Below are 14,920 nucleotides of genomic sequence, written 5' to 3'. Positions count from 1 at the left end.
CGCGACACCCGCCGGTCACCCGGGCGTCACCGCAGGTCGGAGGGGTCCGCGCGGCCGGGTGCCGGCACCGGCCGCGGTGGCAGGATGGGCCCATGACCACGACTGCGCGCGCCGCGACCGCGGCCCCCCTCCCCGCCGTGGCCCCGCCGGGCGAGACGGTGGAGCTGCCCGAGGACCGCTTCGCGGACCGCGAGGTGTCGTGGCTGGCGTTCAACGCGCGCGTGCTGGAGCTGGCGGAGGACCCGGACCTGCCGCTGCTGGAGCGGGCGCGGTTCCTGTCGATCTTCGCGAACAACCTCGACGAGTTCTTCATGGTGCGCGTGGCGGGCCTGAAGCGGCGCATCGCCACGGGCCTGGCGGTGACGGCGGCCAGCGGCCTGGAGCCGCGCGAGGTGCTGGACGCCATCAGCGTGCGCGCGCACGAGCTGACCGAGCGCCACGCCCGGGTGTTCCTGGACCAGGTGCGCCCGGCGCTGGCCGGCGCGGGCATCACCATCGTGCGCTGGGACGAGCTGTCGACCTCCGAGCAGGTGCGCCTGCACGGGTTCTTCCGCGACCACGTCTTCCCGGTGCTGACGCCGCTGGCGGTGGACCCCGCGCACCCGTTCCCCTACATCTCGGGGCTCTCGCTGAACCTGGCCGTGGTGGTGCGCAACCCCACCACGGACAAGGAGCACTTCGCCCGGGTGAAGGTGCCCCCGCTGCTGCCGCGGTTCGTCGCGGTGGAGTCGCCCGAGGACGACGGGGTGACGTCCGCGCGGTTCGTGCCGCTGGAGGACGTCATCGCGGTGCACCTGGACCAGCTGTTCCCGGGCATGGAGGTCGTGCAGCACCACACGTTCCGCGTCACCCGCAACGAGGACCTCGAGGTCGAGGAGGACGACGCGGAGAACCTCCTGCAGGCGCTGGAGAAGGAGCTGCTGCGCCGCCGCTTCGGCCCGCCGGTGCGCCTGGAGGTCGCCACCGACATCGACCCGACGGTGCGCGACCTGCTGGTGCGCGAGCTGGGCATCCACCACCAGGAGGTCTACGAGCTGCCCGAGCCGCTGGACCTGCGCGGCCTGGGCGACATCGCCGACCTGGACCGCCCGGAGCTGAAGTACCCCAAGTTCGTCGCCCGCACCCACCGGGACCTGACCGACGGCGCGGAGACGGCCAAGCCGCGCGACGTGTTCGCGGCGATCCGCAACCGCGACGTGCTGCTGCACCACCCCTACGACTCGTTCTCCACGAGCGTGCAGGCGTTCCTGGAGCAGGCCGCGGCCGACCCGAAGGTCCTGGCCATCAAGCAGACGCTGTACCGCACCTCGGGCGACTCCCCCATCGTCGACGCGCTCATCGACGCCGCCGAGGCCGGCAAGCAGGTGCTGGCCCTGGTGGAGATCAAGGCGCGCTTCGACGAGCAGGCGAACATCTCCTGGGCGCGCAAGCTGGAGCAGGCCGGCGTGCACGTCGTGTACGGGCTGGTGGGCCTGAAGACGCACGCGAAGCTGAGCCTGGTGGTGCGCCAGGAGTCCGGCGGGCTGCGCCGCTACTGCCACGTCGGCACGGGCAACTACAACCCCAAGACGGCGCGCCTGTACGAGGACATGGGCCTGCTGACCGACGACCCGCAGGTGGGCGAGGACCTGACGCGGCTGTTCAACCAGCTGTCGGGGTACGCGCCGAAGACCGCCTACAAGCGGCTGCTGGTGGCGCCGCGCTCGCTGCGCACGGGCCTGGTGGACCGCATCGACCGCGAGATCGACAACCACCGCCAGGGCCTGCCGTCGGGCGTGCGGATCAAGGTGAACTCGATCGTCGACGAGGCCGTCGTGGACGCGCTGTACCGGGCCTCGATCGCGGGTGTGCCCGTCGACGTCCTGGTGCGCGGGATCTGCGCGCTGCGGCCGGGCGTGCCGGGGCTGAGCGAGAACATCCGGGTGCGCTCGATCCTCGGGCGCTTCCTGGAGCACAGCCGCGTGTTCTGGTTCGCCGGCGGCGGCGACCCCGTCGTGATGATCGGCAGCGCGGACATGATGCACCGCAACCTGGACCGGCGGGTGGAGGCCGTGGTGCGGCTGACCGACCCGCGCCACGTGCGGGAGATCACGGCGCTGCTGGACCGCGGGATGAGCGACGCGACGAGCTCGTGGCACCTGGACGCGGAGGGCACGTGGACGCGGCACAGCCGCGCCGCGGACGGCTCGCCGCTGACGGACCTGCAGGAGCACACCATCGCCACGCGGCCGGGCCGGCGCCCGTCGGTGCGCCGGCGCCGCTGACGTGGCGGCGCGCGGCGGGAGCGGGGCGACGGCGCTGTCCCCCGGCACGGCGCTGGCCGGGCGCCCGGTCGTGGAGGCGGCCGGGTGCGTCGTCGTGCGCCCCGGGCCGGAGGGGCCCCGGGTGCTGCTGGTGCACCGGCCGGCGACGGTGAACCACGGCACCGACTGGTCGTGGCCCAAGGGCAAGCTCGACGACGGCGAGACGCACCCGGCCGCGGCCGTGCGCGAGACGGCCGAGGAGGCGGGCCTGCGGGTCGTGCTGGACCGGCCGCTGCCGGAGCTGCGCTACGAGGTGCCGCCCGGCCGGCTGAAGCGGGTGCGGTACTGGCTGGCGCACCCCGTCCCGGGCGAGGAGGCGGCGCTCGCCTCGCCCGAGGAGGTCGACGCCGTCGAGTGGCTGGACGCCGCGGGGGCCCGCGAGCGCCTGACGTACGCCCACGACGCGCACGTGCTGGACGCGGCCCTCGCCGCGGCGGCGGAGCCGACGCGCCCGGTGGTGCTGCTGCGGCACGCCCGGGCGGTGGCCCGCCGGGACTGGACGGGACCGGAGGACGGCCCGCGGCCGCTGACCGACCGCGGTCACGCGCAGGCGCACGCGCTGACGACGCTGCTGGGGGCGTGGGACGTGCGGTGGGCGGTGACCTCGCCGTGGGCGCGCTGCGTGCAGACGGTGCTGCCCAGCGCCGACGCGCACGGCTGGGACGTCGCCGAGGAGGAGGACCTGACCGAGCGGGCGTTCCGCGAGGACCCCGCGCGGACCCTGGCGGTGCTGGACCGGGCGCTGGACGGGGACCTGGACGGGGAGCTCGGCGAGCAGGACGACGCGGACGCCGCCGGTCGCCCGGGCGTGCTGCTGTGCACGCACGGGCCGGCGCTCCCGTCGCTGCAGGAGCGGCTGGCGGACCGGCTGGCCGCGAGCGCGACGGCGGAGGGGTCGGCGCGCGCGCTCGCGCTGCCGAAGCTGAGCAAGGGCGAGCTGCTCGTGGCCCACGTGGCGGGTCGGGGGCCCGGCGCCCGCGTGGTCGCCGTCGAGCGCCACCGCGCCTGAGTCGACCCCGGGACCGCCGCCCGGGGTGCGGCCGGACCCCGATCGCTCACGCGACGTCGCGCAGTGACCACCCACCGGCGTACCGGTCACTCGTTCACCCACACGTCGGCGTCCGGTCGGGGGACGGACGCCGAAGCGACCGGCCTGGTTCACCCCTCGTTCACCGTCGACGTGCCACGGCGTCACCTGCCGCTCCTACCGTCCTCGCACGTCGGACCCCGGCGGGCCCTCACCGTGCCCGCCCGTCGAGCGAAAGCGAGTCCCACGTGAAGCGCACCACCCTCCGCCGCGCCGCCCTCCCCGCGGCGCTCGCCCTCTCCCTCGGGCTGGCCGCCTGCAGCGGCGCCAACGAGACGACCACGAGCCCCGGCGGTGGCGACACCGCCGCGGCCGAGGAGCAGCTGAGCGGGCAGCTCAACGGAGCGGGCGCCAGCTCCCAGCAGGCCGCCATGCAGGCCTGGCAGGCGGGCTTCACCGAGGTGCAGCCCGACGTCACGGTCAACTACGACCCGGCCGGTTCCGGCGCGGGTCGCGAGCAGTTCCTCTCCGGCGCCGTGCCGTTCGCCGGCTCGGACGCCTACCTGGACGACGAGGAGCTGACCGCGGCGCAGGAGCGCTGCAACGGCGGGAACGCCATGGACCTGCCGGTCTACGTCTCCCCGATCGCCGTCATCTACAACCTCGAGGGCGTCAGCGACCTGCAGCTGTCGGCCACGACGCTGGCGAACATCTTCAACGGCACCATCACCACCTGGAACGACCCGGCCATCGCCGCGGAGAACCCGGACGCGACGCTGCCCGACACCGCCATCACGCCGGTGCACCGCGCCGACGACTCGGGCACCACCGAGAACTTCACCGACTACCTGCACCAGGCCGCGCCCGAGGCGTGGACCGAGGAGCCCGACGGCGAGTGGCCGCTGCCCGGCGGTGAGGCCGCCCAGGGCACCTCCGGCGTCGTCAGCGCCGTGCAGGCCGCCGCGGGCGGCATCGGCTACGCCGACGCCAGCCAGGCCGGCGACCTCGGCGTCGTCCAGGTCCAGGTCGGCGAGGACTTCGTCGGCCCGACCCCCGAGGAGGCCGCGGCCGTCCTCGACGTCTCCGAGCGCGTGGAGGGCCGCCCCGACGGCGACCTGGCCATCGAGCTCGCCCGCACCACCACCGAGGCGGGGACCTACCCGATCGTCCTCATCTCGTACCACGTCGTCTGCTCGCAGTACGCCGACCAGGCCGAGGCCGACCTCGTCAAGGCCTTCGTCTCCTACGTGGTGAGCGAGGACGGTCAGCAGACCGCGGCCGACAACGCCGGCTCGGCCCCGATCTCCGACACCCTGCGTGAGGACATCACCAGCTCCCTGGACATGATCACCGCGGGCAGCTGATCCCCGACGCCGGGGCGGGTAGCATCCCGCCCCGGCGTTCCCCGTCCCCGCGCGGTCCGCCGCGCCGTCCTCCCGGAGACCCAGTGGCGTCGACCACCCAGCCGACCGGCCAGCCCGGTCCAGCCCCCATCGCGACAGGAGCGGTCCGCCGCGGCGACCAGGTCTTCAAGGGCCTGTCGACCGCCGCCGGCGTCGCCATCCTGGCCATCCTGGCAGGCGTCGCCGTCTTCCTGTTCGCGCAGGCCCTGCCGGCGATCACGGCCGACGCCGAGGACCTCCCCGGCGGGAACGGCCTCGTCGCCTACATCGCCCCGCTGCTGTACGGCACCGTGCTCGCCGCGGTCATCGCGCTGGTCATCGCCACGCCGCTGGCCGTCGGCATCGCGCTGTTCATCTCGCACTTCGCGCCGCGGCGCCTGGCCCAGACGCTCGGCTACACGGTCGACCTGCTGGCCGCCGTGCCCAGCATCGTCTACGGCATCTGGGGCCTGACGGTGCTGGCCCGTTGGCTGGTGCCGGTCTACGAGTGGCTGGCCGCCAACCTCGGCTTCATCCCCCTGTTCGCCGGGCCGGCCTCGGCGACCGGGCGCACCATCTTCACCGCGGGCACCGTCCTGGCGGTCATGATCCTCCCGATCATCACCGCCATCTCCCGCGACGTCTTCCTGCAGACCCCGCGCCTGCACGAGGAGGCCGCCCTGGCCCTCGGCGCGACGCGCTGGGAGATGATCCGCTACGCCGTCATCCCCTACGGCCGCTCCGGCGTGATCAGCGCCGCCATGCTCGGCCTGGGCCGCGCGCTCGGCGAGACGATGGCCGTGGCCATCGTGCTGTCCGGCTCCGGCGGCATCAGCGTGAACCTCATCAGCGGCACGAACCCCTCGACGATCGCGGCGAACATCGCCCTGCAGTTCCCAGAGGCGACGGGCTTGGCGGTCAACACGCTCATCGCCTCCGGCCTGGCGCTGTTCGTCATCACCTTCCTCGTCAACATGGCGGCCCGCTGGATCGTCAACCGCCGCGCCGAGTTCTCGGGAGCCAACGGATGAGCACCGACGTCACCTCCCGCAAGGGCGAGCTGGACGAGGTCATCAACCAGCCGCTCAGCGCGCAGAAGCTGCCGCGCTGGACCCCCTGGGCCGTGCTGGCCGCCTCCGTGGTCGTGGGCTTCGCCGTCACCTGGCCGTTCGGCCGTCCCCTGGCCGGCGTCGTGGTGGTCGCCGCGCTGGCCAACCTCCTGCTCACCTACGCGGTCTCGACCGCCCGCGAGGGTGCCCGCAAGGCCAAGGACCGCCTCGCGACGGCCATGGTCACGACGGCCTTCCTGATCGCCCTCGTCCCGCTGGTCTCGGTGGTGTTCACGGTCGTCGCCGAGGGTGCGACGCGCTTCGACGTGGAGTTCTTCACCTACTCGATGCGCGGCATCGTCGGTGAGGGCGGCGGCGCCCTGCACGCCATCTGGGGCACGGTCATCGTCACCCTGCTCGCGACGCTGATCTCCGTGCCGATCGGCCTGCTGGCCGCCGTCTACCTCGTCGAGTACGGCCGCGGCCGCCTCAAGCGCTGGATCACCTTCCTCGTCGACGTCATGACGGGCATCCCCTCGATCGTCGCCGGCCTCTTCGCCGTCGCGGTCTTCGTGCTGTTCGCCGGCCCGGGCATCCGGCTGGGGGTCATGGGCGCCATCGCCCTGTCGGTCCTCATGATCCCGGTCGTGGTCCGCTCCACCGAGGAGATGCTCAAGCTCGTCCCGCACGAGCTGCGCGAGGCCTCCTACGCGCTGGGCGTGCCCAAGTGGCGCACCATCGTCAAGGTCGTCCTGCGCACCTCCGTCAGCGGCATCGCGACGGCCGTCACCCTGGCCGTCGCCCGCGTCGCCGGTGAGACCGCCCCGCTGCTCATCACGCTGGGGATCACGCAGGGCACGAACTTCAACCCCCTCGAGGGACGCATGGCGACCCTGCCGGTGTTCACCTACTACTCGTACACCCAGCCGGGCGTGCCGCCGGAGTTCGCGGTCGACCGCGCCTGGACAGCGGCGCTGGTCCTGATCATCCTGGTGATGGCCCTGAACCTCGTCGCCCGCATGATCTCCCGCTTCTTCTCCCCGAAGGGCAGCCGCTGACCGGCCCCGCCGGCACCGGACACCCGACGCCCAGCCCGCCCGCCCGCCCGCACGACCGGACAGACCGAGGAGCCCGACGTGGCCAAGCTCATCGACGTGAGCGACCTGAACATCTACTACGGCGACTTCCTCGCCGTGGAGAGCGTCACCATGACGATCGAGCCGCGCGCCGTGACCGCCCTCATCGGTCCGTCCGGCTGCGGCAAGTCGACCTTCCTGCGCTCGCTGAACCGCATGCACGAGGTCATCCCCGGCGCCCGCGTGGAGGGCAAGGTCGTCATGGACGGCCAGGACCTCTACGACAAGGACGTCGACCCGGTCTCGGTGCGCCAGCACATCGGCATGGTCTTCCAGCGGCCCAACCCGTTCCCGACCATGTCGATCTACGAGAACGTCGCCGCGGGCGTGCGCCTGAACGCCAAGCGCATGCGCAAGTCGGACATGGACGACCTGGTCGAGAGCTCGCTGCGCGGCGCCAACCTGTGGACCGAGGTCAAGGACCGCCTCGACCGGCCCGGCTCGGGCCTGTCCGGCGGCCAGCAGCAGCGCCTGTGCATCGCCCGCGCGATCGCCATCCGCCCGTCCGTCCTGCTCATGGACGAGCCGTGCTCGGCGCTGGACCCGATCTCGACGCTGGCCGTCGAGGACCTCATCGGGGAGCTGAAGAACGAGTACACGATCGTGATCGTGACCCACAACATGCAGCAGGCCGCGCGCGTGTCCGACCAGACGGGCTTCTTCAACCTGTCGGGCGTGGGCAAGCCGGGCAAGCTCGTGGAGATGGACTCCACCTCGGTGATCTTCTCCAACCCCTCGCAGAAGGCGACGGAGGACTACATCTCCGGTCGCTTCGGCTGACCGGCCCGCCTCCGGGCGACGCACCACGACGAGGGCCCCGACCGCGCGCGGTCGGGGCCCTCGTCGTGCGTGCGGGCGGCGGGCTACAGCAGCGGGCGCAGCGCCAGCCAGGCCAGGACCGCCAGCAGGGCCGCGCCCGGGAAGGTCAGGACCCAGGCCAGCACGAGGGAGCGGACCACGCCCCAGCGCACGGCCGAGAGCCGCCGCGTGGCCCCGGCACCGGCGATGGAGGCCGAGACCGCCTGGGTGGTGGAGATCGGCGCGCTCAGCCCGAAGGCCGCGACGTACGACAGCCCCGCGGCCACCGTCTCGGCGACGAACCCGCGCGGCGGGTCGAGGTCGATGATGCGCCGGCCCAGGGTGCGCACGATCCGCCAGCCGCCGGCGTAGGTGCCGAGGCTGATGGCGAGGGCGGAGGCCCCCTGCACCCACAGGGGCACCCCGTCCCCCTCCCCCTGGACGTCCAGGGCGATGAGCACGAGCACGACGGCGGCCATCGCCCGCTGCGCCCCCTGCAGGCCGTGGCCGAGGGCCATCGCGGCGGCGGAGACCGTCTGCGCCAGGCGGAAGCGGCGGTGGACGGGCGTCGGGGCGGAGCGGCGGTGCAGCCACAGGACGCCGACCATGCCGGCGTAGGCCAGGACGAAGCCGAGCAGCGGGGAGACCAGCAGCGGCAGGAGGACCTGCTCCAGGAGCATCTCCGGGTGCGTCGTCGCGCCGGCGACCACCCCCGCGCCGGCGAGCGCCCCCAGCAGGGCGTGCGAGCTGGACGTGGGCAGGCCCCGCCACCAGGTGATCAGGTTCCAGCCGATCGCGCCCAGCAGGCCGGCCAGCACGACGCCGATCCCCGGTGCGCCGGGCGCCACGTCGACGACGTCGGTGATCGTGACGGCGATGCCGGTGCCCAGCCAGGCGCCGACGAAGTTGCAGACGGCCGCGAGCGCCACCGCCACCCGGGGGGTCAGCGCGCGCGTCGACACCGAGGTGGCGATGGCGTTGGAGGCGTCGTGGAAGCCGTTCGTGAACGCGAAGAGCAGGGCGACGGCGACCGTCGTGCCGGCCAGCAGGAGCAGCGGGTCCACCCGGCTCAGGACTCCTTGACGGCGATGGTCTCCACGGTGTGGGCCACGTGCTCGAAGGCGTCGGCGGCGTTCTCCAGCGTCTCGACGATCTCCTTCTGCTTGAGGATCTCGACCGCCTCGAAGCGGCCGTCGAAGAGGGCGGCCAGCGACTGCCGGTGCAGCTGGTCGGCGCGGTTCTCCAGGCGGTTGACCTCGACCCAGTAGTCGACGAGGGCGGCGGGGCGGCGCAGCCGCGGCATCGCCTCGGCCGTCAGCTCGGCCATCCGCGCGAGCACCTGCACGACGTCGGCGGCGGGGGGCAGCAGGGCGCCCACCCGGTACAGCACCATGAGGTCGACGGCGGCCTGCATCTCGTCGAGGCAGTCGTCCAGGCGCGAGGCCAGCTGGTAGACGTCCTCGCGGTCGAAGGGGGTGACGAAGGAGGAGTTGAGGCGTCGCAGGACGGCGTGGGTGGTCTGGTCGCCGTCGTGCTCGAGCTCCTCCATCCGCCCGGCGAGCTCCTCGCGCCGGGCGTGGGGGCTGCCCACGGCCTCCGCCAGCACTCCCGTCGCCTCGACGAGCAGGTGCCCGACCCGCGTGAACAGCTCGTCGAAGGAGCCGTCCCTCGGGGTGAGTCGCAGACGCACGTGTCCCCTCCGCTGTGGTGCCCGGTGCCCGGGGCGGCGGCTGGACCGGCTCACCACCCCGTCGGATGGTAGGTGGCCGGGGGCGCCGGAGCCGTCACCGCCCCTGGTCCGGACGGGTGGGACGGCACGACGAGGTGACGCTCAGTCACCGCCGGGGAGGCCGAGGACGCGGTCCAGCTCACCCTCGGGCAGGGGGCCGTCGCTCTCGGAGGCGGCGACCACGACCTCGGCGTAGAGGGCGATCTCCTCGGCGAGCGCGTCGTCGGCCAGCGCGTCCCGCGCTGGCTCGGCGGGGGCGACGGCGTGCTCGGGGGGGCGCGCGGCGTGCGTCATGGTGGCCCTCACCGTACGCCCCCGGCCCCCCGCCCGGGGGCCGGTCCGGCCAGCCCGGCGAGCGCGCCCGGCGTGTCGGCGGGCGTGTCGGCGGGCGCGTCGGCGGGCGTGTCGGTGGGGATGCCGGTGGGGACGTCCGTCGGCTCACCGGTGGGCAGGTCCGTCGGGTCGCCGGTGGGCAGGTCGGTGGGCACGACGAGCGGGCGGTCCTCCGCCGGCGGCACCACCGTGCGCTGCAGGCTCACCTCGGCCAGCCCCAGCCCGCCCACGGTGACCTCGTCGTAGGCCACGAGGCGGCCCGCGCGCTCGCCGGAGGCGGCGAAGTACAGCAGCGTCGCGCTCAGCGGCACCGGGCTGCCCTCGGCCAGGCGGGCCAGCCCGGCCGCGGAGATGCCGGACCCGCCCGTGGTGCCCTGCACCATCACGCGCGTGCCGGAGGCGTCCAGGCTGATGCGCCGCGAGTGCAGGTGGCCGGCCAGGACGAGCGGGACGCGGCCCAGCAGCGGTTCGGTGCCGCTGGGGTCGTGCACGAGGGCGACGTCGACGGGGTCGTCGGGGTGGTCCTCGTCCCAGGCGACGATCTCGTCGGCGAGGACCTGGTGGGCCGCGCGCTGCACCGCCTCGGCGTCGCCGGTGGCCTCCTGCCCCTCCCCGCCCTCGTCGCCGGAGGGGGTGAAGACGGGGTCGCCGTTGCCGGCGAAGCGCAGGCCGGCGACCTCCGCGGTCGCCCCCTCGTCGAGGACGACCGCGCCGGGCTGGGCGGCGACGGCGGCCTGCGTGGCGGCCGAGTCGTGGTTGCCGCGCACGTACACGTACGGGACGCCCAGGCCGGGGATGCGGTCCAGGAAGGAGGACTCCAGGCCGGTGCCCCACGTGGTGATGTCGCCGGTGTCGACGACGGCCTCGACGCCGAACTGCTCGACGAGGTCGTCGGCCAGGTCGAAGCCCAGCGGGTTCAGGTGCAGGTCGGAGATGTGCAGGACGGTCGTCACGTCCGCCCCCGCGCCGGGGCTGACGGTGCCGTCGCCCAGCACGGGCAGGTCGGCGGAGACGGCGTACAGGGTGCTGACGCTGCGCACGATGTCGGACAGGCCGCTGCGGTAGGACTCCAGCCGCTCCAGGGCGTCCTGGGTGCTGGTGACCAGGTAGGGGGCCTGCGAGAGCAGGCCGGTGAAGCGCGGCTGCTGCAGGCCCGCCGGGTCGAAGGTCGCCGCGGAGGCACCGCCGGCGGCCACGACCGCCACCAGGCACGCCGCGCCCGTCTGCAGGGTCCGGCGCAGGGCGCGGAAGACCAGCAGACCCCCCAGCAGGGCGCCGGCCAGGCCGCAGCCGACGCTCCACGCGGCGGCGCGCACCGTGGCGGCGCGGACCGTGTCGGCCACGGTCAGCTCCAGGGCCAGCAGCTCCTGCGGGGAGGTGACCAGGCGGCTGGCGGCGTCCAGGTCGACGGAGCGGATGTTGGCGGTGACGAGGACGGGCGCGGCGTGGGTGTCGAACTCGACCTTGCCCACCGGCGGCAGGTCGACCTCGACGCCGGGGCTGAGGCTCGGCTGGACGCGGACCTCGGTCTGCAGGGGCCCGACGTAGGTGGTCGAGCCGGGCGCGAGGGCGAAGCCGACGCCCGCGCCGGCGGCGGCGACGAGGAGGACGGCCAGCCACGGGACCAGCACGCGGGCGGCCCGCAGCCCGGCCCGGCCGGCCCGGTGCGAGCGCAGCGCGGCACCGGCCCGCGCGGTGCGGGCGGCGACCGCGCGGCGGGCACCGGATCGCGCGGCGGGACGAGGGGTCGCGGGCATCGACCCGATCCTCGCCCATCGGCCGCGGGCGCGCGTGACCGGTGCGCGGGGCGGGTAGGGGGCGGGCATGACGAGCACCGAGACCCCCGCCCCGGACGCCTTCCGCGACCTGCGCTCGGCCGACCCCACCGGCCGGCCCGGCCCGGCCCTGGTCACCGGCTCCGAGTCCGGCATCGGCCGGGCCACGGCCGTCGAGCTGGCCCGGCGCGGGCACGACGTGGGGGTGACCTGGTACCGCGACGAGGCCGAGGGCGAGCGGACGGCCGAGGAGGTGCGCGCCCTCGGGCGGCGCGCGGAGCTGCGCCACCTGGACCTCACGCGGCTGCCGGACGCCGCGGACGTCGTCGACGAGCTGGCCGAGGCCCTGGGCGGGGTGGAGGTGCTCGTCAACAACGCCGGCACGGGCACCTCGACGCTGCTGCTGGACCTGGCCTTCGAGGACTGGCGCGAGGTCGTGGCCACGGACCTGGACGGGGCGTTCTGCTGCCTGCAGCGGGCCGCGCGCCGGATGGTCGCGGCCGGGCGCGGCGGGCGCGTCGTCAACGTCACGAGCGTGCACGAGCACCAGCCCCGCGTCGGCGCGGCGCCCTACTGCGCGGCCAAGGGCGGCCTGGGCCTGCTGACCCGCACGGCGGCGATCGAGCTGGCCGAGCACGGCATCACGGTCAACTCGGTGGCGCCCGGTGAGATCGCCACGCCCATGACGGGCAACGAGGACGTCGACCCGCACGGGGTGCAGCGCCCCGGGGTGCCGCTGGCCCGCCCGGGGGACGCGCGGGAGATCGCCGCGGTCGTGGGGTTCCTCTGCTCGCCCGAGGCGTCCTACGTGACGGGCCAGTCGTGGGCGGTGGACGGCGGGATGCTGCAGATGGGGCCGATGGCCGGCTCGCACCTGACCTCCGGCGACTGGCGCCGCCCCTGAGCGCGGCGCGCCGGCGACCCGCCGGGACGCACCTTGTCTTGACCAGTTCCAGACTGGCTGGTGGACTGTCCCCGTGACCACGACAGCCGCGCACCACGGGGAGCCGGGTGCGCCAGGTGCCCCCGGCACGCCCGAGGAGCGGCTGCGCGCGCGGGGCCTGCGGGCCACCCGCCCGCGGGCCGTCGTCCTCGGCGTGCTCGACGGCGCCGCCGCCACCGCCGAGCACCTCGCCGTCGCCCAGGTCGTCGACCGGGCCCGCCGGGACCTGCCCGCCGTGTCCGTCCAGGCCGTCTACGACTGCCTGGACGCCCTGACCCGCGCGGGCCTGGCCCGCCGCATCGAGCCCGCGGGCCACCCCGCCCGCTACGAGGCCCGCGTCGGCGACAACCACCACCACCTCGTGTGCCGCGGGTGCGGGCGCACCGCCGACGTCGACTGCACCGTCGGCGCCGCCCCGTGCCTGCTGCCGGACCTCGGCACCCCCGGCCTGCCCGCCGGCTTCACCGTCGACGAGGCCGAGGTCGTGTTCTGGGGCCGCTGCGCCGACTGCGCCGCCACGCCCCCGCCCACGACCCCCTCCCCCACCACTCCCACGACTCCCCGACCAGCCGCTGGACCCTCAGCGGAGACGGCAGAACGAGAGGAAGCGCGATGACCGATGTCGCCAGCCAGGCCCCCGCGACCGGGGACGACCGCCCCGTCCTGACCAACCGGCAGGGCCACCCGGTCTACGACAACCAGAACCAGCGCACCGTCGGCGCCCGCGGGCCCGCCACGCTGGAGAACTACCAGTTCCTCGAGAAGATCAGCCACTTCGACCGCGAGCGCATCCCCGAGCGCGTCGTGCACGCGCGCGGCTTCGTCGCCTACGGCGAGTTCGTCGCCGACGGCACCTGGGGCGACGAGCCCATCGCGAAGTACACCCGCGCCAAGCTCTTCCAGGAGAAGGGCAAGAAGACCGACCTCGCCGTCCGCTTCTCCACCGTCATCGGCGGCCGGGACTCCTCCGAGGCCGCCCGCGACCCGCGCGGCTTCGCGGTGAAGTTCTACACCGAGGACGGCAACTGGGACATCGTCGGCAACAACCTCGCGGTCTTCTTCATCCGCGACGCCATCAAGTTCCCCGACGTCATCCACTCCCTCAAGCCGGACCCGGTCACCTTCAAGCAGGAGCCGGCCCGCATCTTCGACTTCATGTCGCAGACGCCCGAGGCGATGCACATGCTCGTCAACCTCTTCAGCCCCCGCGGCATCCCGGCCAACTACCGCACCCAGCAGGGCTTCGGCGTCAACACCTACAAGTGGGTGAACGCCCAGGGCGAGACCAAGCTCGTGAAGTACCACTGGATCCCCTCCGAGGGCGTCAAGAGCCTCACCGAGGAGGACGCCGCGAACATCCAGGCCACCAACCTGGGCCACGCGTCGGAGGACCTGTACGACGCCATCGAGCGCGGCGACTACCCCTCGTGGGAGCTGTACGTCCAGATGATGGACGACCACGACCACCCCGAGCTCGACTGGGACCCGCTGGACGACACCAAGACGTGGCCGGAGAACGACTTCCCGGCCAAGCGCGTCGGCGTCATGACGCTGAACCGCAACGTCCAGAACCACTTCGCCGAGAACGAGCAGATCGCCATGGGCACCGGCGTGCTCGTGGACGGCCTGGACTTCTCCGACGACAAGATGCTCGTCGGCCGGACGTTCTCCTACTCCGACACCCAGCGCTACCGCGTCGGCCCGAACTACCTGCAGCTGCCGGTGAACCAGGCGAAGAACGCCCAGGTGAACACCAACCAGCAGGGCGGGCAGATGCAGTACTTCGTGGACAACACGGGCGCCAACCCGCACGTCAACTACGAGCCCTCCATCACCGGTGGGCTGCGCGAGGCGCAGTACCCCACCCACGACGAGCAGGGCCCGGAGATCACCGGCCGCCTGACCCGCAAGCGGATCCCGCGGACCAACGACTACGAGCAGGCCGGCCAGCGCTTCCAGCTGATGGAGGACTGGGAGAAGGACGACCTGGTCAAGAACTTCGTCGACCTCATCGGGCAGGCCGCGCGCGCCGTGCAGGAGCGCATGGTGTGGCACTTCCTCATGGTCGACGACGAGCTGGGCCTGCGCGTGGGCGAGGGGCTGGGCATCTCCCCCGACGACGTCCGCCACCTGGAGCCGCTGGCCTCGCAGACGCTGTCCGAGAAGGAGCTGGCGCGGCTGGCCAACCTCGGCAAGAACGGCCCCCGCGACGTCGAGGGCCTGGTCATGACGCACTGCGTCCCGAACGAGCGGGTCGTCGTCACGCGCTGACGCGGCACCGTCCGGACCACCGTCCGGTCACGACGGGCGCCGTCCCCTCCCCGGGGCGGCGCCCGTCGTGCGTCCCGGGGGGGGGGGGGGGGGGCCCGCGGCCCCCCCCCCCACGGCCACGAGCGTCGCGGCCAGGACGGCGAGCGCCAGCGTCCCCAGGTGCGCCCACGTGGG

General features: G+C 74.1%; 13 protein-coding genes. 9 read left to right on the top strand and 4 right to left on the bottom strand.

Features of this window, described 5'->3' with window-relative positions; all coding sequences use genetic code 11:
- Nucleotides 1-92 precede the first annotated feature (92 nt).
- From ACRYMY_RS08975 to pstB, 6 genes are all read left to right on the top strand, one after another.
- Nucleotides 93-2,264, top strand: coding sequence for an RNA degradosome polyphosphate kinase (locus tag ACRYMY_RS08975; protein WP_432546920.1), 2,172 nt, complete (start codon nt 93-95; stop codon nt 2,262-2,264).
- A 1-nt stretch (nt 2,265) separates the two neighbouring features.
- The gene (locus ACRYMY_RS08970; RefSeq protein WP_432546919.1) at nt 2,266-3,312 is read left to right on the top strand and encodes an NUDIX hydrolase; all 1,047 of its coding nucleotides are present in this window, start codon (nt 2,266-2,268) and stop codon (nt 3,310-3,312) included.
- A 266-nt stretch (nt 3,313-3,578) separates the two neighbouring features.
- A complete protein-coding gene (gene pstS / locus ACRYMY_RS08965) occupies nt 3,579-4,694 on the top strand; it encodes a phosphate ABC transporter substrate-binding protein PstS (RefSeq protein ID WP_432546918.1) in 1,116 nt (371 codons plus the stop codon).
- Between the two features lie 128 nt (nt 4,695-4,822).
- Nucleotides 4,823-5,743: a phosphate ABC transporter permease subunit PstC gene (pstC, locus tag ACRYMY_RS08960; protein WP_432546985.1), complete on the top strand. Its 921-nt coding sequence runs from the start codon at nt 4,823-4,825 to the stop codon at nt 5,741-5,743.
- Complete coding sequence (pstA, locus tag ACRYMY_RS08955) at nt 5,740-6,819, top strand: phosphate ABC transporter permease PstA (protein WP_432546917.1); 1,080 nt, start codon at nt 5,740-5,742, stop codon at nt 6,817-6,819. The genes pstC and pstA overlap by 4 nt, the downstream gene beginning before the upstream one ends.
- A gap of 78 nt (nt 6,820-6,897) precedes the next feature.
- Nucleotides 6,898-7,677, top strand: a complete 780-nt coding sequence (gene pstB, locus ACRYMY_RS08950) for a phosphate ABC transporter ATP-binding protein PstB (protein WP_369052077.1) — start codon at nt 6,898-6,900, stop codon at nt 7,675-7,677.
- 83 nt (nt 7,678-7,760) lie between these two features.
- Here the strand turns inward: pstB and ACRYMY_RS08945 are convergent, their stop codons facing one another.
- The 4 genes from ACRYMY_RS08945 to ACRYMY_RS08930 all read right to left on the bottom strand — a co-directional run bounded on the left by ACRYMY_RS08945 (nt 7,761) and on the right by ACRYMY_RS08930 (nt 11,514).
- Complete coding sequence (locus ACRYMY_RS08945; RefSeq protein ID WP_432546916.1) at nt 7,761-8,759, bottom strand: inorganic phosphate transporter; 999 nt, start codon at nt 8,757-8,759, stop codon at nt 7,761-7,763.
- Nucleotides 8,760-8,764: 5 nt separating this feature from the next.
- The gene (locus ACRYMY_RS08940; protein ID WP_432546915.1) at nt 8,765-9,385 is read right to left on the bottom strand and encodes a DUF47 domain-containing protein; all 621 of its coding nucleotides are present in this window, start codon (nt 9,383-9,385) and stop codon (nt 8,765-8,767) included.
- Between the two features lie 141 nt (nt 9,386-9,526).
- Nucleotides 9,527-9,718 (bottom strand): hypothetical protein, encoded by a 192-nt coding sequence (locus ACRYMY_RS08935; RefSeq protein ID WP_432546914.1) that lies wholly within the window; start codon nt 9,716-9,718, stop codon nt 9,527-9,529.
- 8 nt (nt 9,719-9,726) lie between these two features.
- Nucleotides 9,727-11,514, bottom strand: coding sequence for a metallophosphoesterase (locus ACRYMY_RS08930; RefSeq protein WP_432546913.1), 1,788 nt, complete (start codon nt 11,512-11,514; stop codon nt 9,727-9,729).
- A gap of 67 nt (nt 11,515-11,581) precedes the next feature.
- On the opposite strand from ACRYMY_RS08930, the gene ACRYMY_RS08925 reads away from it, so the two are divergent.
- The 3 genes from ACRYMY_RS08925 to ACRYMY_RS08915 all read left to right on the top strand — a co-directional run bounded on the left by ACRYMY_RS08925 (nt 11,582) and on the right by ACRYMY_RS08915 (nt 14,746).
- A complete protein-coding gene (locus tag ACRYMY_RS08925) occupies nt 11,582-12,436 on the top strand; it encodes an SDR family oxidoreductase (protein ID WP_432546912.1) in 855 nt (284 codons plus the stop codon).
- 142 nt (nt 12,437-12,578) lie between these two features.
- The gene (locus ACRYMY_RS08920) at nt 12,579-13,091 is read left to right on the top strand and encodes a Fur family transcriptional regulator (protein ID WP_432546984.1); all 513 of its coding nucleotides are present in this window, start codon (nt 12,579-12,581) and stop codon (nt 13,089-13,091) included.
- Nucleotides 13,088-14,746 carry a catalase gene (locus tag ACRYMY_RS08915; protein WP_432546911.1) on the top strand — a complete coding sequence of 553 codons (1,659 nt, stop codon included), beginning with the start codon at nt 13,088-13,090 and terminating at the stop codon, nt 14,744-14,746. Before ACRYMY_RS08920 ends, ACRYMY_RS08915 begins: the two co-directional genes overlap by 4 nt.
- Nucleotides 14,747-14,920: the final 174 nt, after the last annotated feature.

It is taken from the genome of Kineococcus haloalkalitolerans, from assembly GCF_050871905.1.
Lineage (GTDB): Bacteria > Actinomycetota > Actinomycetes > Actinomycetales > Kineococcaceae > Kineococcus.
Note: the sequence above shows the minus strand (reverse complement) of the source record. Positions and strands in the feature narration are given on the sequence as shown.

Excerpts from the sequence above, each read along its gene's own strand:
- ACRYMY_RS08975 (WP_432546920.1), top strand. The coding sequence starts at position 93 with ATGACCACGACTGCGCGCGCCGCGACCGCGGCCCCCCTCCCCGCCGTG.
- pstA (WP_432546917.1), top strand. The coding sequence starts at position 5,740 with ATGAGCACCGACGTCACCTCCCGCAAGGGCGAGCTGGACGAGGTCATC.
- ACRYMY_RS08935 (WP_432546914.1), bottom strand. The coding sequence starts at position 9,718 with ATGACGCACGCCGCGCGCCCCCCCGAGCACGCCGTCGCCCCCGCCGAG.
- ACRYMY_RS08930 (WP_432546913.1), bottom strand. The coding sequence starts at position 11,514 with ATGCCCGCGACCCCTCGTCCCGCCGCGCGATCCGGTGCCCGCCGCGCG.
- ACRYMY_RS08925 (WP_432546912.1), top strand. The coding sequence starts at position 11,582 with ATGACGAGCACCGAGACCCCCGCCCCGGACGCCTTCCGCGACCTGCGC.
- ACRYMY_RS08915 (WP_432546911.1), top strand. The coding sequence starts at position 13,088 with ATGACCGATGTCGCCAGCCAGGCCCCCGCGACCGGGGACGACCGCCCC.